Annotated in this window: 13 protein-coding genes; 8 read left to right on the forward strand and 5 right to left on the reverse strand. The window is 63.0% G+C overall.

Annotation, left to right across the window (positions count from 1 at the left end; genetic code table 11):
* Positions 1–365: 365 nt before the first annotated feature.
* A complete protein-coding gene (locus GY791_01490; GenBank protein MCP4327096.1) occupies positions 366–1982 on the reverse strand; it encodes a CYTH and CHAD domain-containing protein in 1617 nt (538 codons plus the stop codon).
* Positions 1983–2205: 223 nt separating this feature from the next.
* On the opposite strand from GY791_01490, the gene GY791_01495 reads away from it, so the two are divergent.
* The gene (locus GY791_01495; protein MCP4327097.1) at positions 2206–2940 is read left to right on the forward strand and encodes a hypothetical protein; all 735 of its coding nucleotides are present in this window, start codon (positions 2206–2208) and stop codon (positions 2938–2940) included.
* A gap of 8 nt (positions 2941–2948) precedes the next feature.
* Here the strand turns inward: GY791_01495 and GY791_01500 are convergent, their stop codons facing one another.
* The gene (locus GY791_01500; GenBank protein MCP4327098.1) at positions 2949–3128 is read right to left on the reverse strand and encodes a hypothetical protein; all 180 of its coding nucleotides are present in this window, start codon (positions 3126–3128) and stop codon (positions 2949–2951) included.
* 220 nt (positions 3129–3348) lie between these two features.
* Between GY791_01500 and GY791_01505 the strand changes: the two genes are divergently transcribed.
* The 7 genes from GY791_01505 (at position 3349) to GY791_01535 (ending at position 11709) form a co-directional block, all read left to right on the forward strand.
* The gene (locus GY791_01505; protein MCP4327099.1) at positions 3349–4212 is read left to right on the forward strand and encodes a cytochrome c; all 864 of its coding nucleotides are present in this window, start codon (positions 3349–3351) and stop codon (positions 4210–4212) included.
* A gap of 13 nt (positions 4213–4225) precedes the next feature.
* Positions 4226–5503, forward strand: coding sequence for an FAD-dependent oxidoreductase (locus tag GY791_01510; GenBank protein ID MCP4327100.1), 1278 nt, complete (start codon positions 4226–4228; stop codon positions 5501–5503).
* A gap of 69 nt (positions 5504–5572) precedes the next feature.
* Positions 5573–6757, forward strand: coding sequence for an acyl-CoA/acyl-ACP dehydrogenase (locus GY791_01515; protein MCP4327101.1), 1185 nt, complete (start codon positions 5573–5575; stop codon positions 6755–6757).
* On the forward strand, positions 6757–7893 hold the full coding sequence (locus tag GY791_01520; protein MCP4327102.1) for a CoA transferase: 1137 nt from the start codon (positions 6757–6759) through the stop codon (positions 7891–7893). Before GY791_01515 ends, GY791_01520 begins: the two co-directional genes overlap by 1 nt.
* The gene (locus GY791_01525) at positions 7890–8753 is read left to right on the forward strand and encodes an acyl-CoA dehydrogenase (GenBank protein MCP4327103.1); all 864 of its coding nucleotides are present in this window, start codon (positions 7890–7892) and stop codon (positions 8751–8753) included. Before GY791_01520 ends, GY791_01525 begins: the two co-directional genes overlap by 4 nt.
* Positions 8754–8863: 110 nt before the next feature.
* Entirely contained in the window at positions 8864–10384 is a 1521-nt protein-coding gene (locus GY791_01530) for a lytic transglycosylase F (protein MCP4327104.1), read from the forward strand.
* An 89-nt stretch (positions 10385–10473) separates the two neighbouring features.
* Positions 10474–11709, forward strand: a complete 1236-nt coding sequence (locus GY791_01535) for an aminopeptidase P family protein (GenBank protein MCP4327105.1) — start codon at positions 10474–10476, stop codon at positions 11707–11709.
* A 112-nt stretch (positions 11710–11821) separates the two neighbouring features.
* On the opposite strand, the gene GY791_01540 is transcribed toward GY791_01535, so the two are convergent.
* The 3 genes from GY791_01540 to GY791_01550 all read right to left on the reverse strand — a co-directional run bounded on the left by GY791_01540 (position 11822) and on the right by GY791_01550 (position 14537).
* Positions 11822–12463, reverse strand: a complete 642-nt coding sequence (locus GY791_01540) for a hypothetical protein (GenBank protein MCP4327106.1) — start codon at positions 12461–12463, stop codon at positions 11822–11824.
* A gap of 236 nt (positions 12464–12699) precedes the next feature.
* Positions 12700–13545 (reverse strand): amino acid ABC transporter substrate-binding protein, encoded by an 846-nt coding sequence (locus GY791_01545; GenBank protein MCP4327107.1) that lies wholly within the window; start codon positions 13543–13545, stop codon positions 12700–12702.
* Positions 13546–13805: 260 nt separating this feature from the next.
* Positions 13806–14537, reverse strand: a complete 732-nt coding sequence (locus tag GY791_01550; protein MCP4327108.1) for a SapC family protein — start codon at positions 14535–14537, stop codon at positions 13806–13808.
* Positions 14538–14566 lie beyond the last annotated feature (29 nt).

Consider the following 14566-nt stretch of genomic DNA (forward strand, 5'->3'; position numbering starts at 1 on the left):
CAAGATCCTCGATACGCCGCCACTGATCGGGTGTCAGTTCATATCGCTTGTTCATCCGTCGGCCTCCAGATCATCGAATCTGGAGGCCTATGAATCACACATCACCGCAAAAATGAATCCTGAATGTCGATTGGCCCTAGGAGTCTGTCGGCGGTGACGCGTTCGCTCCACACAGCGGACTCCACGACCCATCTACTAAAGCACAACAATTCGAGTGGTTTGTTGATCGGCAATCGGCTGAAAGTTGGCATCAGGCCTGATCGCAATTCGAGCCGATTGAGGGCCCCGCAACATACCCCCAACAGGCGCCCACAAACCCGACACCGCGGAACCCACGACTACGACCAAAACCAACAGATAGCGCGCTAGAACAGCGGCTCGGTGCCGAACCCGCGCCACCGTTCCGCCGCCTCGGCGCGAAAATCAGGCGTCCGCCTGCTGTGCCAACCGATAACGCGCTCGGATGCCGTGACCAAGTCCGGCAGCTCTCTCGCGTCGTCGCAGGCCAGCTGAAGCTTTTCGGTCAATGACCGCAGGGTCCTAATATCGTTCAGATGGCCGAGCTGATCCTGCAAGGATATCAGTGACTTGCGGCAACGTCGAAATTTTCGCCGCGGCATTACGGCGCCAAAGAACTCTATCGTGGAGCGCAAGTCTTTAAGCCCGATGCGCAACCGGTGAAGGTCGCGGTCGGTCAAGGTCTCGAAATGCCGGCCGCGCTTCAGTAGCCGTTTACGGCGGCGGGCCAGATGGTCGCAGGCGTAATCTCGTACCGGCGCGGCGAGCAGACGCGCCGTCTTTCCGCGCGCTCCATCGTTCCATCCCCGGCGATTGAGCCAGGCCGCGAGGGTCAAGACCAGACCCGCATAGTCGCGCGACCGCACTGTCCGCCGCCACGCGTCATAGGCTCGTCTACGCTCCCTCTCGGCGATCTCCTTGAGGCGGAGCAGCCGGTCGTCGTTCTCGTAGTCTTCGAGCACCGGCGCCAGCATGTCGTTGAGAAACACATCCCAGTCGCGGGCAGGTCCGAGACCACGGGCCAGCCACTTCAACTCGCTCGACAGCCAAAGCGCGTGATCGGGCGACACCACCTTCCTGAACACATTCAGCATCGACCGCATGCGGCGTGTCGCCACCCGCACCTGATGGACGCCCTCGGTATTGGTGCCATCGACCGCCGCGGTCTCGTTGATCAACCAATGATTGAAACATTTCGACAAGATGACTTCGATCGCATCATCGAGGGGCCGATCGGGATTCAGGTCGGTGACCCAGCCGCCCGTCCGCACCGGGGCCTTGCCGACGGCGAGCGCATAGCCACGGGTCGACTTGCTCAGCGGCTCGACGCGTACCGGCACCTGATCGAATAGTGAAAGGGCGAAGTCGAGGATGGCCGATGGCGGGCCATCGATCAGCTCAAGCTCGATCTCGGCGATCGGTAGGGACCGTTTTCCGGCTTGGATCTCGCCGATGTCGAGGGCCGCTTCGACCGATACCGGTTTGCTGCCTTGGGCGTTGAACGTTAGCCGCCTGGTGTCACGGCGATAGGTGGTGCGAAACACCGGCCGCAGATCGCCGGGTCGAAACGGCCCGAGCTTTTCGCGCAGTGCCGGGTCGGTGATGAGCTCGAGGCTGGGCTGGGGGCCGGGCAATATCCATTGCCACTCGAGACGGTCCTGGATCGCGCCGCTTTGGTGTTCGCTAAACTTGACGGCCTGTTCGAACCGGCCTTCCGCGCGCCGAACGCGAAACGAAATGTTGCGTCGGTGCAGGCGGTTCTTGGTGGTGTCGTAATAGATGTTGTCGAACCTGCCGCGCGGGCGGCATTCGGTCGTCGGTCCGGAGAAACATTGGCTCTCCCACAGCGCGCTCAGGACTTCCGGCGCCGCACTCAGCTTGAGTTCGATTTCGACGTCGACTCGCTTCGAGTCGGCACCGAGCCCCCGTTTGGTGTGGTCGATGATCGAAGAATTTCGTTTCATTGGCGCCAAGTCCAACGGGTTCCCTTTTCCCAGACTCGCCCAATCTTGGATTATGTGACGCGCTGGTACAAAGGAATTGTCGTTTTCCGGCCCTGATTCGCAAACTAAAATCGCCGACAAGCGGTCCCATGCCGCGGCGGCCAAGGTAACTGGATCTCAGTGCCGGGCCGATATTGGCGGTATGCGATCCCCATCCGAGCCGCAAACCGGGAGTAAACCGCCGATGTCCAAGGGTTCATCCGAGGCCGTACCGATCGACCCCACCGAGCTGGATACGGCGGACAAGGGCAACACCCTGCGCGCCGCCATTCTCGGCGCCAATGACGGCTTGGTTTCCAACCTCAGCTTGGTGATGGGCGTGGCGGGCGCCGATTTCGCCCGCGAAACGGTGTTGGTTACGGGGTTGGTCGGCCTCCTCGCGGGGGCCTGTTCGATGGCCATGGGAGAATGGATTTCGGTCCATAACTCCCGCGAACTCTATGGGGCGCAGATCGCGCGCCAGAGCCGGGAATTCGATAATCGCCCCGACCAGAAGCGGGCCGAGTTGGTGGCGATCTTTCAGGCGCGTGGGTTGACCGCGGAGGAAGCGGCAACCGTCGCCGAGCGCGAACTCGCCAACCGAGAGCGAGCGATCCACACCCTGTCGGTAGAGGAGCTTCAGATCGATCCGCACGATCTCGGCGGTTCGCCATGGTCGGCCGCCCGGGCATCGTTCCTATTATTTCCGACCGGCGCCATTTTCCCGATCCTGCCGTTTATTCTTGTCGACGGCGTAGAGGCGATCCTCGGCAGCATTGTCCTCAGCGGCATCGCGCTTTTCGCCTTTGGCGCGATTCCGACCCGGCTCACCGGGCTCGGTTTGTGGCGCGGCGGCTTGCGTCAGCTCGTCTTTGGCCTTGGCGCGGCCGGCGTGGCTTTCGGCGTCGGCCGCCTGCTCGGCGTCGCCATCAGCGGCTGAGCCCGCCGCTAGGGTTTCCGGGTTGCTCCGGCGTCGAACGAAAGCACATAGTCGAGCACGCCGTGCCAGGCGTTTTCGAGGCAGGCCTGGACCGCGCCATCGATGCCCATGCAGGCGACAAGGGAGGCCGCGAGCTTTTCCTGATAGCTGCGGTTGGTATCCGCTTCGCGATCGATCACCACTGCCATTGCCGACCTCCTCGTTCGGCTTTCGTCTGCAACCCGTGACCGTCCACCCCGAATTTTCGCGAGCCGGCCCGGCTACGGTAAATATGAGATTAGCAATAGGCGGTTTCCGATCGGTTAATCGCGCTCGGAGTCCCTTGCGGCGATTGGGCGCATCGGGTTCACTAACACGCGTTCCACCGATCGGGACTCGACTTTATCGGGAACCGAGGAGAGGATTTCGATGCGCCAGATTAATTCGACCGTATCCCGGTGTTTGATTGGTATTTTCGTGTTGTCGGCTATGGCGTTGGCGGCGGAATCGACGCGCGCCAATGACGACGCTGCCACGCTGGATCTCCATCAATTGGCGGCGCAAGGCCGGATGCCGGCTTCGGTCGATATCAAGACCGAAAACGACATCGTCTACCATAAGGCGAAGCACTACAGCGGTTATCCGCTTCGTAATCTGCTGGCGCTCATCCCCAAGCTCGACGACTTGCGACGCGGCGGCGCCGAAATCGTTTTCACCGCCGAGGACGGCTACCGTGCGACGATGGGACTCGACGAAGCCCTGGCGGCGAACGGGGTCGTCGCGTTCCGCGACCTCGACGCGCCGGCGGGCAAAAAATGGGTGCCGTTCACGCATGGCAAACAGACTATCACGCCGGCGCCCTATTACCTTGTCTGGCCGAAACAGGACCCTAGCAATTGGGCGTACTCGTGGCCCTATCAATTGGCGAAGATCGCCGTTCAGCCCTTCAGCGACGTCTTTGGCGCGGCGGTGCCAAAGGACCCCAACGCCGCTGTTCGTGAAGGTTTCTATGTCTTCAAGACTTATTGCCTGCAATGCCATTCGGTGAACCTGTCCGGTGGTGATTTGGCTCCCGAGCTAAACGTTCCCCGCAACATCACCGAATATTTGCAGCGTCCGGTGCTGGAGGCGTTCATCCACGACGTACCCAGCTTTCGCGCCGGATCCAAAATGCCGAGTTTCAAAGATGTCCTGGCCGCGAAGGACGTTACCCGCGCCGTCGACTATCTCGAGCACATGGCCCGCCAAAAGGCGTGTCACGATGCCGAGGCCTGCGCCGGCATGGTTCGGTAAGGGAGCCCCGGCCATGAGTGACACCAGGCCGACACGACGGCTCGAGACGCGGTGCTGCATTGTCGGCGGCGGGCCCGCGGGGATGGTGCTCGGCCTGCTCCTCGCGCGCGCCGGGGTCGAAATCGTTGTGCTCGAAAAGCATACCGATTTCCTCAGGGATTTCCGCGGCGATACCATTCATGCATCAACACTGGAGCTGATGCACGAGCTTGGCCTGCTCGATCGGTTCCTTAAGCTGCCGCACCAGGAATCCCACCAGTTCGCCGCCTATTTCGGCGCCGCAAGTCCGGCCGTTATCGATTTCGCGCACCTGCCGACGCGGTGCAAATACATCGCCCTGATGCCGCAATGGGATTTTCTGGACTTCCTCGCCGCGCAGGGCCGGCGCTATCCCGGCTACGAGTTGCTGACCCGGACCGAGGCCGTAGACCTGATCGAGGCGGACGGCCGCGTCGTCGGCGTCCGCGCCGAAACCGCGAATGGCGCGCTGGAGGTTCGCGCCGATCTCGTCGTCGCGGCGGATGGCCGCCACTCTACCGTGCGCCAATGTGCCGGGTTCGAAGTCGTGGATCTCGGCGCGCCGATGGACGTGTTGTGGACCCGTCTCCCGCGCCGCCCCACCGACGGCAGCGATCCAAACTTTCGCGCCGCTAGCGGACGGATCCTGGTGCTGATCGACCGCGGCGATTATTGGCAATGCGCCTTCCTCATTCCGAAGGGCGGCTATGATGAGTTTCGCCGTCAGGGATTGCCGGCGTTCCGCGAAAGCATGGCGGCGATCGCGCCGTTCATGGCGGACCGGGTCGACCTGCTCACGGACTGGGACGATATCAAGCTGTTGACCGTGCGCGTCGACCGATTGCGCCAATGGTGGCGGCCCGGGCTTCTGTGTATCGGCGATGCCGCCCATGCGATGTCGCCAATCGGTGGGGTCGGCATCAACCTCGCCATACAGGATGCGGTCGCGGCGGCAAATATCCTCGCCGCACCGCTGAGCGCGCAAGTCGTGACAGACGACCACTTGCGCCAAGTGCAACGGCGGCGGATGTTTCCGACCCGGGTCACTCAGCGCATTCAGCTCGCCATGCAGAACAGCATCATCAAGGAAGTGCTCGCCGGGCGGGGCGAGGTCACCACGCCGCTCCCGTTCCGTATGTTGCGATCGGTTCCCTGGCTGCGCCGTATTGCCGGCCGGCTCATCGCGGTCGGCATCCGTCCCGAGCATATCGGCACGCCGGATACCATGGCTGACGATTTATTATCCTCCCAGCCCTATGCCCAACAATCGTGAACCGGGCGACATGACGCGACCGTGGCGAAGCACTATGATCGATCGCCTCGCAGCAAGCACGGCGAACCGATGACGGACGCACTGCCCCCGGAACCTGATATCGGTGAATCGGACCTCGATCGGATCAGAGCGTCGGTGGGCACGCTGTGCGCCGATTTTCCGGGCGCGTATTGGCGCCGGCTGGACGCGGAACGCGCTTACCCGACCGAATTCGTCGCGGCGCTGACCGAGAGCGGCTATCTCGCGGTTCTCATACCCGAGGCCTATGGCGGCAGCGGCCTCGGCCTGCGCGCGGCGTCGGCGATCCTCGAAGAGATCCACAAGAGCGGCGGCAACAGCGCCGCCTGTCACGCGCAAATGTACATCATGGGAACCATTCTGCGGCACGGCTCGGAAGCGCAGAAACAGGATTGGCTGCCACGGATCGCTTCGGGGGAATTGCGCCTCCAGGCATTCGGCGTTTCCGAACCGACCAGCGGTACCGACACGTTGAGCTTGCGTACGACGGCCCGCCGCGACGGTGACGAATATGTGATCAACGGGCAGAAAGTCTGGACCTCCCGGGCCGAGCATTCCGATCTCATGCTGCTGCTGGCGCGAACGACGCCGCGCGACGAGGCGACCGAACGCACCGGGGGCCTCTCGACCTTCCTCGTCGATATGCGCTCGGCGCTCGGCGACGGCCTGACCGTGAAACCGATCGCGACCATGATCAACCACAGCACGACCGAGGTGTTCTTCGACGATCTGCGCATCCCGGCCGAAAACCTAGTTGGCGAGGAGGGCAGGGGGTTCCGCTACGTGCTCGACGGCATGAACGCGGAACGGGTCCTGATCGCTGCCGAGTGCATCGGCGACGCTCGTTGGTTCATCGCCAAGGCGACCGGCTACGCCACCGAGCGCCATGTTTTCGGCCGCCCGATCGGCCAGAACCAGGGCGTCCAGTTTCCCATCGCCCGAGCCTACGCGATGACCGAAGCGGCCGATCTGATGGTGCGCAAGGCGGCGGCCCTGTTCGATGCCGGCCGGTCGATCGGGGAGCAGGCCAATATCGCCAAGCTGCTCGCTTCCGAAGCGTCGTGGCAGGCCGCCGAGATGTGCCTGCAGACCCATGGCGGCTATGGTTTCGCGGTCGAGTACGACATAGAGCGCAAGTTCCGTGAAACCCGCCTCTATCAGATCGCGCCGATCTCGACCAACATGATCCTGGCCTACGTCGCCGAGCATGTTCTGGGCCTGCCGAGATCATATTGATGGCGGGGGCGTTGGAAGGTGTTTTGGTGGTTTCCCTCGATCAGGCGGTGGCGGCGCCGTTCACCACGTCGCGCCTCGCCGACGCCGGCGCTCGGGTGATCAAGGTCGAACGTCCGGGCGGCGATTTCGCCCGCGGCTACGACGACGTCGTGCGAGGCCTGAGCAGCCATTTCGTATGGCTAAACCGGGGCAAGGAATCGATCGAGCTCGACCTCAAGGAGCCGAACGACGCGGCGCTCCTCACGCGGATGATCGCCGGCGCCGATGTTTTCGTACAGAACCTGGCGCCCGGCGCGGCGTCGCGCGCCGGCTTCGATTCCGATGCCCTCCGCGCCCGCCATCCGCGCCTCGTCACCTGCGACATCAGCGGCTATGGCGAAGACGGTCCCTATCGCGATATGAAGGCCTATGACCTGCTGATCCAATCCGAGTCGGGTCTGGCATCGATTACCGGCCGCGCCGAGGGCCCCGGCCGGGTCGGCGTATCGGTGGTCGACATCTCGGCCGGTATGTATGCGCTGGTCGGCATTCTGGAGGCGCTTTACGAGCGCGCCACGACCGGGCGGGGCAAAGGCATCAAGGTTTCGCTGTTCGACAGCATCGCCGATTGGATGTCGGTTCCGTTCCTGTTTCAGGACCAAGCCGGAATCACGCCCCAGCGCATCGGACTGAACCATCCGTCGATCGCACCTTACGGCGTCTTTCGCACCCGCGACGAGCGCGACGTCGTCATTTCGATCCAGAACGAACGGGAATGGGAAAGCTTCTGCGCGACCGTGCTGGAACGCCCGGCCATGGCTGCCGAGCCGCGCTTCGGCGGCAATGTGGCGCGGACGGAAAACCGGGAGGCGTTGGAAGCGATCATCAGGGAGGTGATCGGCGATATCGATCACGCGACACTGATCGATCGGCTGCGGCGGGGCCGCATCGCGTTCGGCAACCTCAATTCAATGGAAGATTTTTGCCGCCACCCGCAACTGCGGCGGTCGCCGGTGGCGACACCGGCGGGCATTGTCGACGCGGTCGGCGATCCGATCCGGGACGGCGACGGCGATCGCCTGTTCGGTCCGGTGCCGGGTTTGAACGAACATGGTGCCGCCCTTCGTGCCGAATTCGGCGACCGGGGTGAGGGATGAAACCGGACCTCGAACGGCTCGCGGAATGGGTCGGACGCGCCGAGACAACCCAAGACGTGGTAACGGCGAGGAAGGTCGCGGCGATGGCGGCCACGCTCGACCGCGACGACCCGCCACCGCAAGACGGCGATCCGCTGCCGCCGCTGTGGCACTGGATGTTCCATGCCCCGATCGTGCGCGTTTCCGAGGTCGGGCCCGACGGCCATCCGGCGCTGGGCGGGTTCATGCCACCGGTCCCGCTGCCGCAACGCATGTTCGCCGGCGGCCGGCTGTGGTTCCGGCGTCCGGTGCGCGTCGGCGAGGCGATCGAACGCCGCGCCGAGATTGCCGCCGTCACGCCCAAGACCGGCTCCAGCGGTGAATTGGTATTCGTCACCGTTCGTCACCTGATCTCGACCGCGGCGGGCGTGGCCATCGAGGAAGAACAGGACATCGTCTACCGCGAAGCCGTCGCCTTGCGACCGGGAGAACGGGCGCCTGCCGAGGTTTCGGGACTGCCCTGGCGGCGACGGATCACGCCCGGACCGGTGATGCTTTTCCGCTATTCGGCGCTGACCTTCAACGGCCACCGTATCCACTACGACTGGCCCTATGCGACGCGGGAGGAGGGCTACCCCGGACTGGTCGTACACGGCCCGCTGATCGCGACCTATCTGGCCGAGCTGTGCCGTGACAGCAACGACGGCCGTGCCCTCGAGAGCTTCGCCTTTCGTGCCCGCGCCCCGCTTTTCGATACCGCGCCGTTCGAAGTCGCCGGCGGCCCGGCGGCGGCCGGCGACGCCTGTACGTTGATCGCGACCGGGCCCGGCGGAGAAACGGCAATGACCGCGACGGCGACACTCGCGCGCGCGCCGGGCTGAGACGGCGGCGCGACACGGGCTTGCCTCCCGGACCGACCTTGGCCGGGATTGATGCTTCGACCCATCCCTGTAACAATGACGGGGACGAATCGCGGGGACGGAACCGGTCGATGGCAATCGAAGGGTGCACAATTCGCTTAGCCGGCGGCTGGATGATCCGCGCGCTGATCGTTGCTCTCATGGTCTATCTGCCGGCACTCGTTGGCCCGTCGCCGACACGCGCAGCCGACGAGCCGCCGGCAACCTTCGACACCGAAGCCATCATGAATCTGGCCAACGAGCCGTGGACCGGTGATTTCGCGGCCATGAAAGATCGGCGGTTTATCCGCGTCCTGGTCAGCCACAGCATGACAAATTTCTTCATCGCCGCCGGCCGTAATCACGGCTTCGAATACGAGCTGATGGACGAGTACGGGAAATTCCTCAACGGCAAGACCAAGCGCGGCAACCGCATCGAGATGGTTTACGTTCCGGTGCCCTTCGACGATCTGATCCCGGCGCTTCGCGAAGGGCGCGGCGATATCATCGCGGCGGGAATGACGGAGACCCCGACACGCGCCGAAAAGGTGCAATTTACGAAGCCCTATATGCCCGCGGTCGACGAGATCGTCGTCGCCAACAAGTCGGTAAAGGGATTGCGGAACCTCGACAGCCTGTCGGGCAAGAATATCTATGTCGTTGCCGGTAGTTCCTATATTCCCAGCCTCAAAAGGGTCAGCGATGATATGGTTGGCCGCGGTTTGGTCGCCATCGGCATCCAGACCGCGCCGTCCGAATTCGAGGCCGAGGATATTCTGCAGCTGGTCAATGCCGGTATCATCGACATGACCGTGGTCGACAACCATATCGCGGAAATCTGGTCGAGCGTGCTGCCCGAAATCGAGCCCTATCCCGAGATCGCGGTCAACAAGGAGGGCTGGATCGCTTGGGCGATCCGGCAGGACAGTCCGGAGTTGCTAAAGAGCCTGAACGCGTTCGTCGCCAAGCATCGCCGCGGCAGCCGGATGGGCAATATCCTGTTCAAGAAATACTTCGAGAATACCAAGTGGGTGACGAACCCGGTGACCCCGGCCGAACAGAAGAAGCTCGACAAGTACGACGAGCTGTTCAAGAAGTACGCCGAGGAGTACGGATTCGATTGGCAGTTGATCGCGGCCCTGTCGTATCAGGAATCCGGGTTCGACCAGTCCCGCCGCAGCAAGCAGGGCGCGGAGGGCCTGATGCAGATCAAACCCAGCACGGCGCGGGACAAGAACGTCAATATTCCCGATATCAAGAGTGCCGAGAACAACGTGCACGCGGGAGTCAAATACCTCGCGTTCCTGCGCGATTTCTACTTTTCCGGCGCGGAAATCGAACCCGAGTCGGGCGTGCGCCTATCGCTAGCGGCTTACAACGCCGGGCCGGGCAATATCGCAAAAATGCGAAAGGCGGCCGCGAAGTCCGGGTTGGACCCGAACAAGTGGTTCAACAATGTTGCCCGCATCACCCTCGAGCGAATCGGTTCACAGCCGGTCGTCTATGTCGCCAACATCAACAAGTACTATTACGCCTACAAGCTGGCCGACGAAAAGCTGGCCCGGCGCCAGCAGGAACTCGAGGCGCTTAAGAAGGAAGAGGGCGGGGAGTAGAAGCGGCGCCTGGGCCGACCGTTTCTTTGCAAAGCAGCACTTATCTCCTATCGTTCGGGCGGCACTTTGGCTGAACCGAGGACTGGCACATGACCGCTGACAGTTTCGCCCTCAATGACGATTGGAGCCGGTTGGCCGATATTCGCCCGCTGCCCGATATCGAGACCGGAAAGATGGTGCGCTATCGGCTCGACCGGGTGCGCGGCGAGCTGGCGCGCCGCGGCATTCCGCTCTGTGTGCTGTTCAATCCGGTCAGCCTCCGTTATGCCGCCGACCTGCGCGAATTTCCGACCTTCCAATCGCACGTACCCTACATGTACCTGGCGATCCCGGCGGCGGGTCCGGTCATCGCCTATGGCGGCTACGCCCCGCCGGCGACCGGCGGCGACAGCGTCATCGACGAAGCGCGACCGGCGCGCAATCTCAGCGCCTTTATCGGCGGACCCAACATCGACGAGCAGGCGCGTCTGTTCGGCCGCGACATGAAGGCGTTGATGGCGGAAATCGGCGCCGACGACCGCCGTATCGCGGTCGAATATGTCAGCCCGCTGGCGACCCAGGCGCTGCTCCAGGAAGGCCTCGACGTGCTCGACGCACAAGGCCTGATGGAAGACGCACGATTGATAAAATCCGCCGAGGAAATCGCCTGCATGAAGTGGTCGATCGCGGTCGCCGAGCACGCCATGGCGAAGATGAAGGAGGCGCTTCGTCCCGGTGTCCGCGAAAACCAGCTCTGGGGCCTGCTGAACTATGCCAACCTGGCCAACGACGGCGACTGGCACGATACTCGCCTGCTGGCCTCGGGGCCGCGGACCAACCCGTGGCCGTGTGAGGCCAGCGAGCGGCCGGTCGAGGATGGCGATCTTGTCGCCTTCGACACCGACATGATCGGGCCCTTCGGCTATTGTGCCGATATCTCACGGACCTATCATTGCGGGCCGAGCCGGCCGACCGCCGAGCAGCGCGGCCTCTACACGCTTTCCCATGAGGAACTCCAGCACAACCTCGGGCTGCTGAAGGCGGGCACGACGTTCCGCGAGATCAGCGAGCGGGCATTCAAAAAGCCCGCCGGCTGCCGCGGCTATTCCAGCGTCATCCACGGCGTCGGCCTGTGCGACGAATACCCCCGCGTGCCGTTTCCCGAGAACTGGGACTCGAAGGGATACGACGGTGTCATTCGGCCGGATACGGTGATCTGCGTCGAGAGCTATGCCGGCTATGAAGGCGGCCGCGAAGGCGTCAAGCTCGAGGAGCAGGTGCTGGTCAAATCCGATGGCATCGAAATCCTGTCGCAATTTCCCTTCGAAGAAGAGCTTTTAGCCTAAGCCTCTAGTCCCGGAGCACCGGCGCCGCAGCCCATGATTGGGGCTACGGCGCCGAATGCGTCCGAATTCATGACCGTCCGTCGGGGACCGGCAGACCGTCAAATTCACAGAGTTAGTCGGCTGCGAAACAGTAGAACAGCCCGGCACCGCCAGTGCCTTTCAGCGCGTCCTGGCTGCAGCCGCGCGTTGCGTGGGCCGAATTCCACGACGTGTTGCCGCCGCCATGCCGGTCGTGATGGCCGACCTGGGCGCTGCCCTCGCCGCTACTCGTCCAATTGCTGCAGGTGTTATCGGCATCGTCGGGCCAAAACGGCGTGCCGTCGACCTGGGTACCGGTCAGGATGTCGTGTTCGTTGACGTCGTGATAACGGCCCTTGACCGGGTTCCCGCTCTCGTCGAGGGCCGTGCGCTGAAAGATATTGGGGCTGATGTGCAATTCGTCGAGGTCGCTCGCGATGAGCTCGTTGCGCGCATTGTACCATGGTCCGATGCCGATCCGGCTGCGCGCGAAGACGCCGCGCTTGTCGGGCTCTTCCGTGCTGAGGTAGGCGCGCCAGGTCTGGCCGCCGGCACCAACCGCCTCGGCAAGCTGTTGGCAATGGGCGTCGGCGCCTTCCAGGCCGCCGAGGTCGGCGCCATTGCCCACACCGACGCTGGTTATGAAAAAGCTCATCTCGTGTTGCTGGGCCAGCGCCGACGAGGCGCCAAATACCAACACTAGACTCGCAAGAACGGCTGCGCATTTCGTTTTCATTCTGTCCTCCCTTATTCGATGGGTCGTTTCGGTCGGTTTTCAATCCCAATAAGCTAGGGCCTGCGGCACGGAAAACAAGCACGACGCGAACCAGATTTGTGCCGTTTTCGATCAGTCATTGGCCGGCGTGATCGCGAGGTGGAAAACCATCAATACGAGCATGCCCTTGGCGGGGAGACAGCGCCGCCACGCGCGGAAGCGCCCAGTCGACGGCAGCTAAATCATACTCGGAGGCTCTATTCGGGAAGCGGCGAGATCAAATACATCGCCTTCATCAGGTCGCCGGGTTCGGCGCCGCCAAAGGAATTTTGGAACAAGGTCACGATCGCCGCCGAGCGAAATATGCGGCTCAACACGCCATCGACGAGCAACCGAAAATCGCTTTCGCCGCGGCGTAGAGCCAGCGCATAGGGCTCGTGCGAAAACAGCTGGTTGAGTACACGAAGATTATTTCGGTTGTCGCTCCCCGCGACCAGGAAGATCAATATCGCCCGGTCGGCGAAATAGGCTTCGATTTCTCCGGTCTCGAGTTTCTTGAGGCCGTCGACGTGGTTCTCGACGGGGACGACTTCGGCGTCGACCGAGAGTTCGCCGATAGCGCTCTGGAGCAATTCCTCGGTGGTCGTTCCGGCGCGCACGCCGACCTTGTGCCCGGCCAGCGCCTCGAAGCTGTCGGGCCCATCCGACCGGGTCAACACGCCGGCCCCGGTCACGAAGATCGGCAGCGAGAAGTCGACCAGCGCCCGCCGCGAAAGCGTCGCCGTGGTGGCGCCGCACAGGATATCTATGCTGCCGTTCTGGATCGCTTCGAAACGGCCCTCGGTGGTAACCGGGATATAGCTGATATTGATTTCACTCATACCCAGTTCATCCTTGGCGGCGGCCGCCACAGCCTTGCACAGGCCAACCGAGTAGCCCGAGGCTTCGCCGACCGAATTCTTGAATGAGAATGGCGGCGCATCATCGCGATAGCCGACCTTGATCTCGCCGCTCTTCTTGATCGTTTGCAAGGTGTCCGCGCCGGCGTTGGCCGCTAAGCCCATCGCCACCGCCACCAGGATCGCCGTCAGGGCAGGTCTCATGCACTTGTCCTCCACAGTCGTTGCGGCCCGGGTCCGGGAACCGCCGATGGAAAATCGTTGCTTTGGCGCCCGCTGAGGCGGTTGCCTACCCAGAAGTCGGAGACCCATGTTTGTGGCAGGATATAGTTACTTCGCGGCGAATACCAACTCTACGACTCGGAATATCCGCGATTGGCGTCGCTTCGCTGAAAATCGTCACGGGCCGTTACCGGAGTCGGAGCCGGACGCGTGTCGGGCTTGCTTCGCCGGCGAACGCCGCCTCAAGTCTCCGCGGCTTCAGCGGCCTGGCGCAGCGCCATCCGCCGGAACAGGCGCGGCCAAGTGCGCAGCGATACCAAGTGGAGATAGACAAAGTCGAGATAGCCGTTACGCCGCCATTCGAGAAACGTCTCATCCGGCAGTTGGTCCAGTTTCGCCTTGTCGACCGCGCGGAAGCCATCGAGCTTGATCTTGCGTCCGCCGGGCAGGGTATAGACGTCGTCATGGGCGGCCAAAATGCCGCTGTTCGCGATCGCCGCCGCCAAGGCGTGGGTGATCTCCGACTGGCGTTGATAGGCGAGGCACGATTCGGTGATCTCGTCCAGCAGCTTGTTTTTCCTGCCATCTTCGAAGAACGGCTCGCCGTCGCCGTCGACGATCATCGCCGACGCCGAATCGATGCACAGGATATACCCGCGCATATCCGAGCCCTGTCGCAGGATGAAAGGATAGCGGCGAATATAGTCCGGCACCGGATGTCCGGTGGCCCATTGACCGTCGGCCTCGACGAACAGGTTTTCGCCGCCGCGCAGCCCCATCACCGCGACCGTCATGACCGGGTCAGCCGCAGTGAATAACACCGGAAACGCCGCCGCCGCGTCGACGATCTGCGGCGCATTGATCGGCACGATGTGGGCGCCGCGCGCATAACCGTAGTCGGCAGGCCGCGCGAACGACTTTCCGTCCAGCGCCTCCGGCGTCACCGTGATCGGCTTTTCATAGAGAATGGGCATCGCGGAGGCCGGGGCTTCGTGTTCGTCAC

It is taken from the genome of Alphaproteobacteria bacterium, assembly GCA_024244705.1.
Lineage (GTDB): Bacteria > Pseudomonadota > Alphaproteobacteria > JAAEOK01 > JAAEOK01 > JAAEOK01.

Coding starts and splice junctions, on each gene's coding strand:
- GY791_01490 (MCP4327096.1), bottom strand. CDS start 1,982: ATGAAACGAAATTCTTCGATCATCGACCACACCAAACGGGGGCTCGGT.
- GY791_01495 (MCP4327097.1), top strand. CDS start 2,206: ATGTCCAAGGGTTCATCCGAGGCCGTACCGATCGACCCCACCGAGCTG.
- GY791_01500 (MCP4327098.1), bottom strand. CDS start 3,128: ATGGCAGTGGTGATCGATCGCGAAGCGGATACCAACCGCAGCTATCAG.
- GY791_01505 (MCP4327099.1), top strand. CDS start 3,349: ATGCGCCAGATTAATTCGACCGTATCCCGGTGTTTGATTGGTATTTTC.
- GY791_01510 (MCP4327100.1), top strand. CDS start 4,226: ATGAGTGACACCAGGCCGACACGACGGCTCGAGACGCGGTGCTGCATT.
- GY791_01515 (MCP4327101.1), top strand. CDS start 5,573: ATGACGGACGCACTGCCCCCGGAACCTGATATCGGTGAATCGGACCTC.
- GY791_01520 (MCP4327102.1), top strand. CDS start 6,757: ATGGCGGGGGCGTTGGAAGGTGTTTTGGTGGTTTCCCTCGATCAGGCG.
- GY791_01525 (MCP4327103.1), top strand. CDS start 7,890: ATGAAACCGGACCTCGAACGGCTCGCGGAATGGGTCGGACGCGCCGAG.
- GY791_01530 (MCP4327104.1), top strand. CDS start 8,864: ATGGCAATCGAAGGGTGCACAATTCGCTTAGCCGGCGGCTGGATGATC.
- GY791_01535 (MCP4327105.1), top strand. CDS start 10,474: ATGACCGCTGACAGTTTCGCCCTCAATGACGATTGGAGCCGGTTGGCC.
- GY791_01540 (MCP4327106.1), bottom strand. CDS start 12,463: ATGAAAACGAAATGCGCAGCCGTTCTTGCGAGTCTAGTGTTGGTATTT.
- GY791_01545 (MCP4327107.1), bottom strand. CDS start 13,545: ATGAGACCTGCCCTGACGGCGATCCTGGTGGCGGTGGCGATGGGCTTA.
- GY791_01550 (MCP4327108.1), bottom strand. CDS start 14,537: ATGCCCATTCTCTATGAAAAGCCGATCACGGTGACGCCGGAGGCGCTG.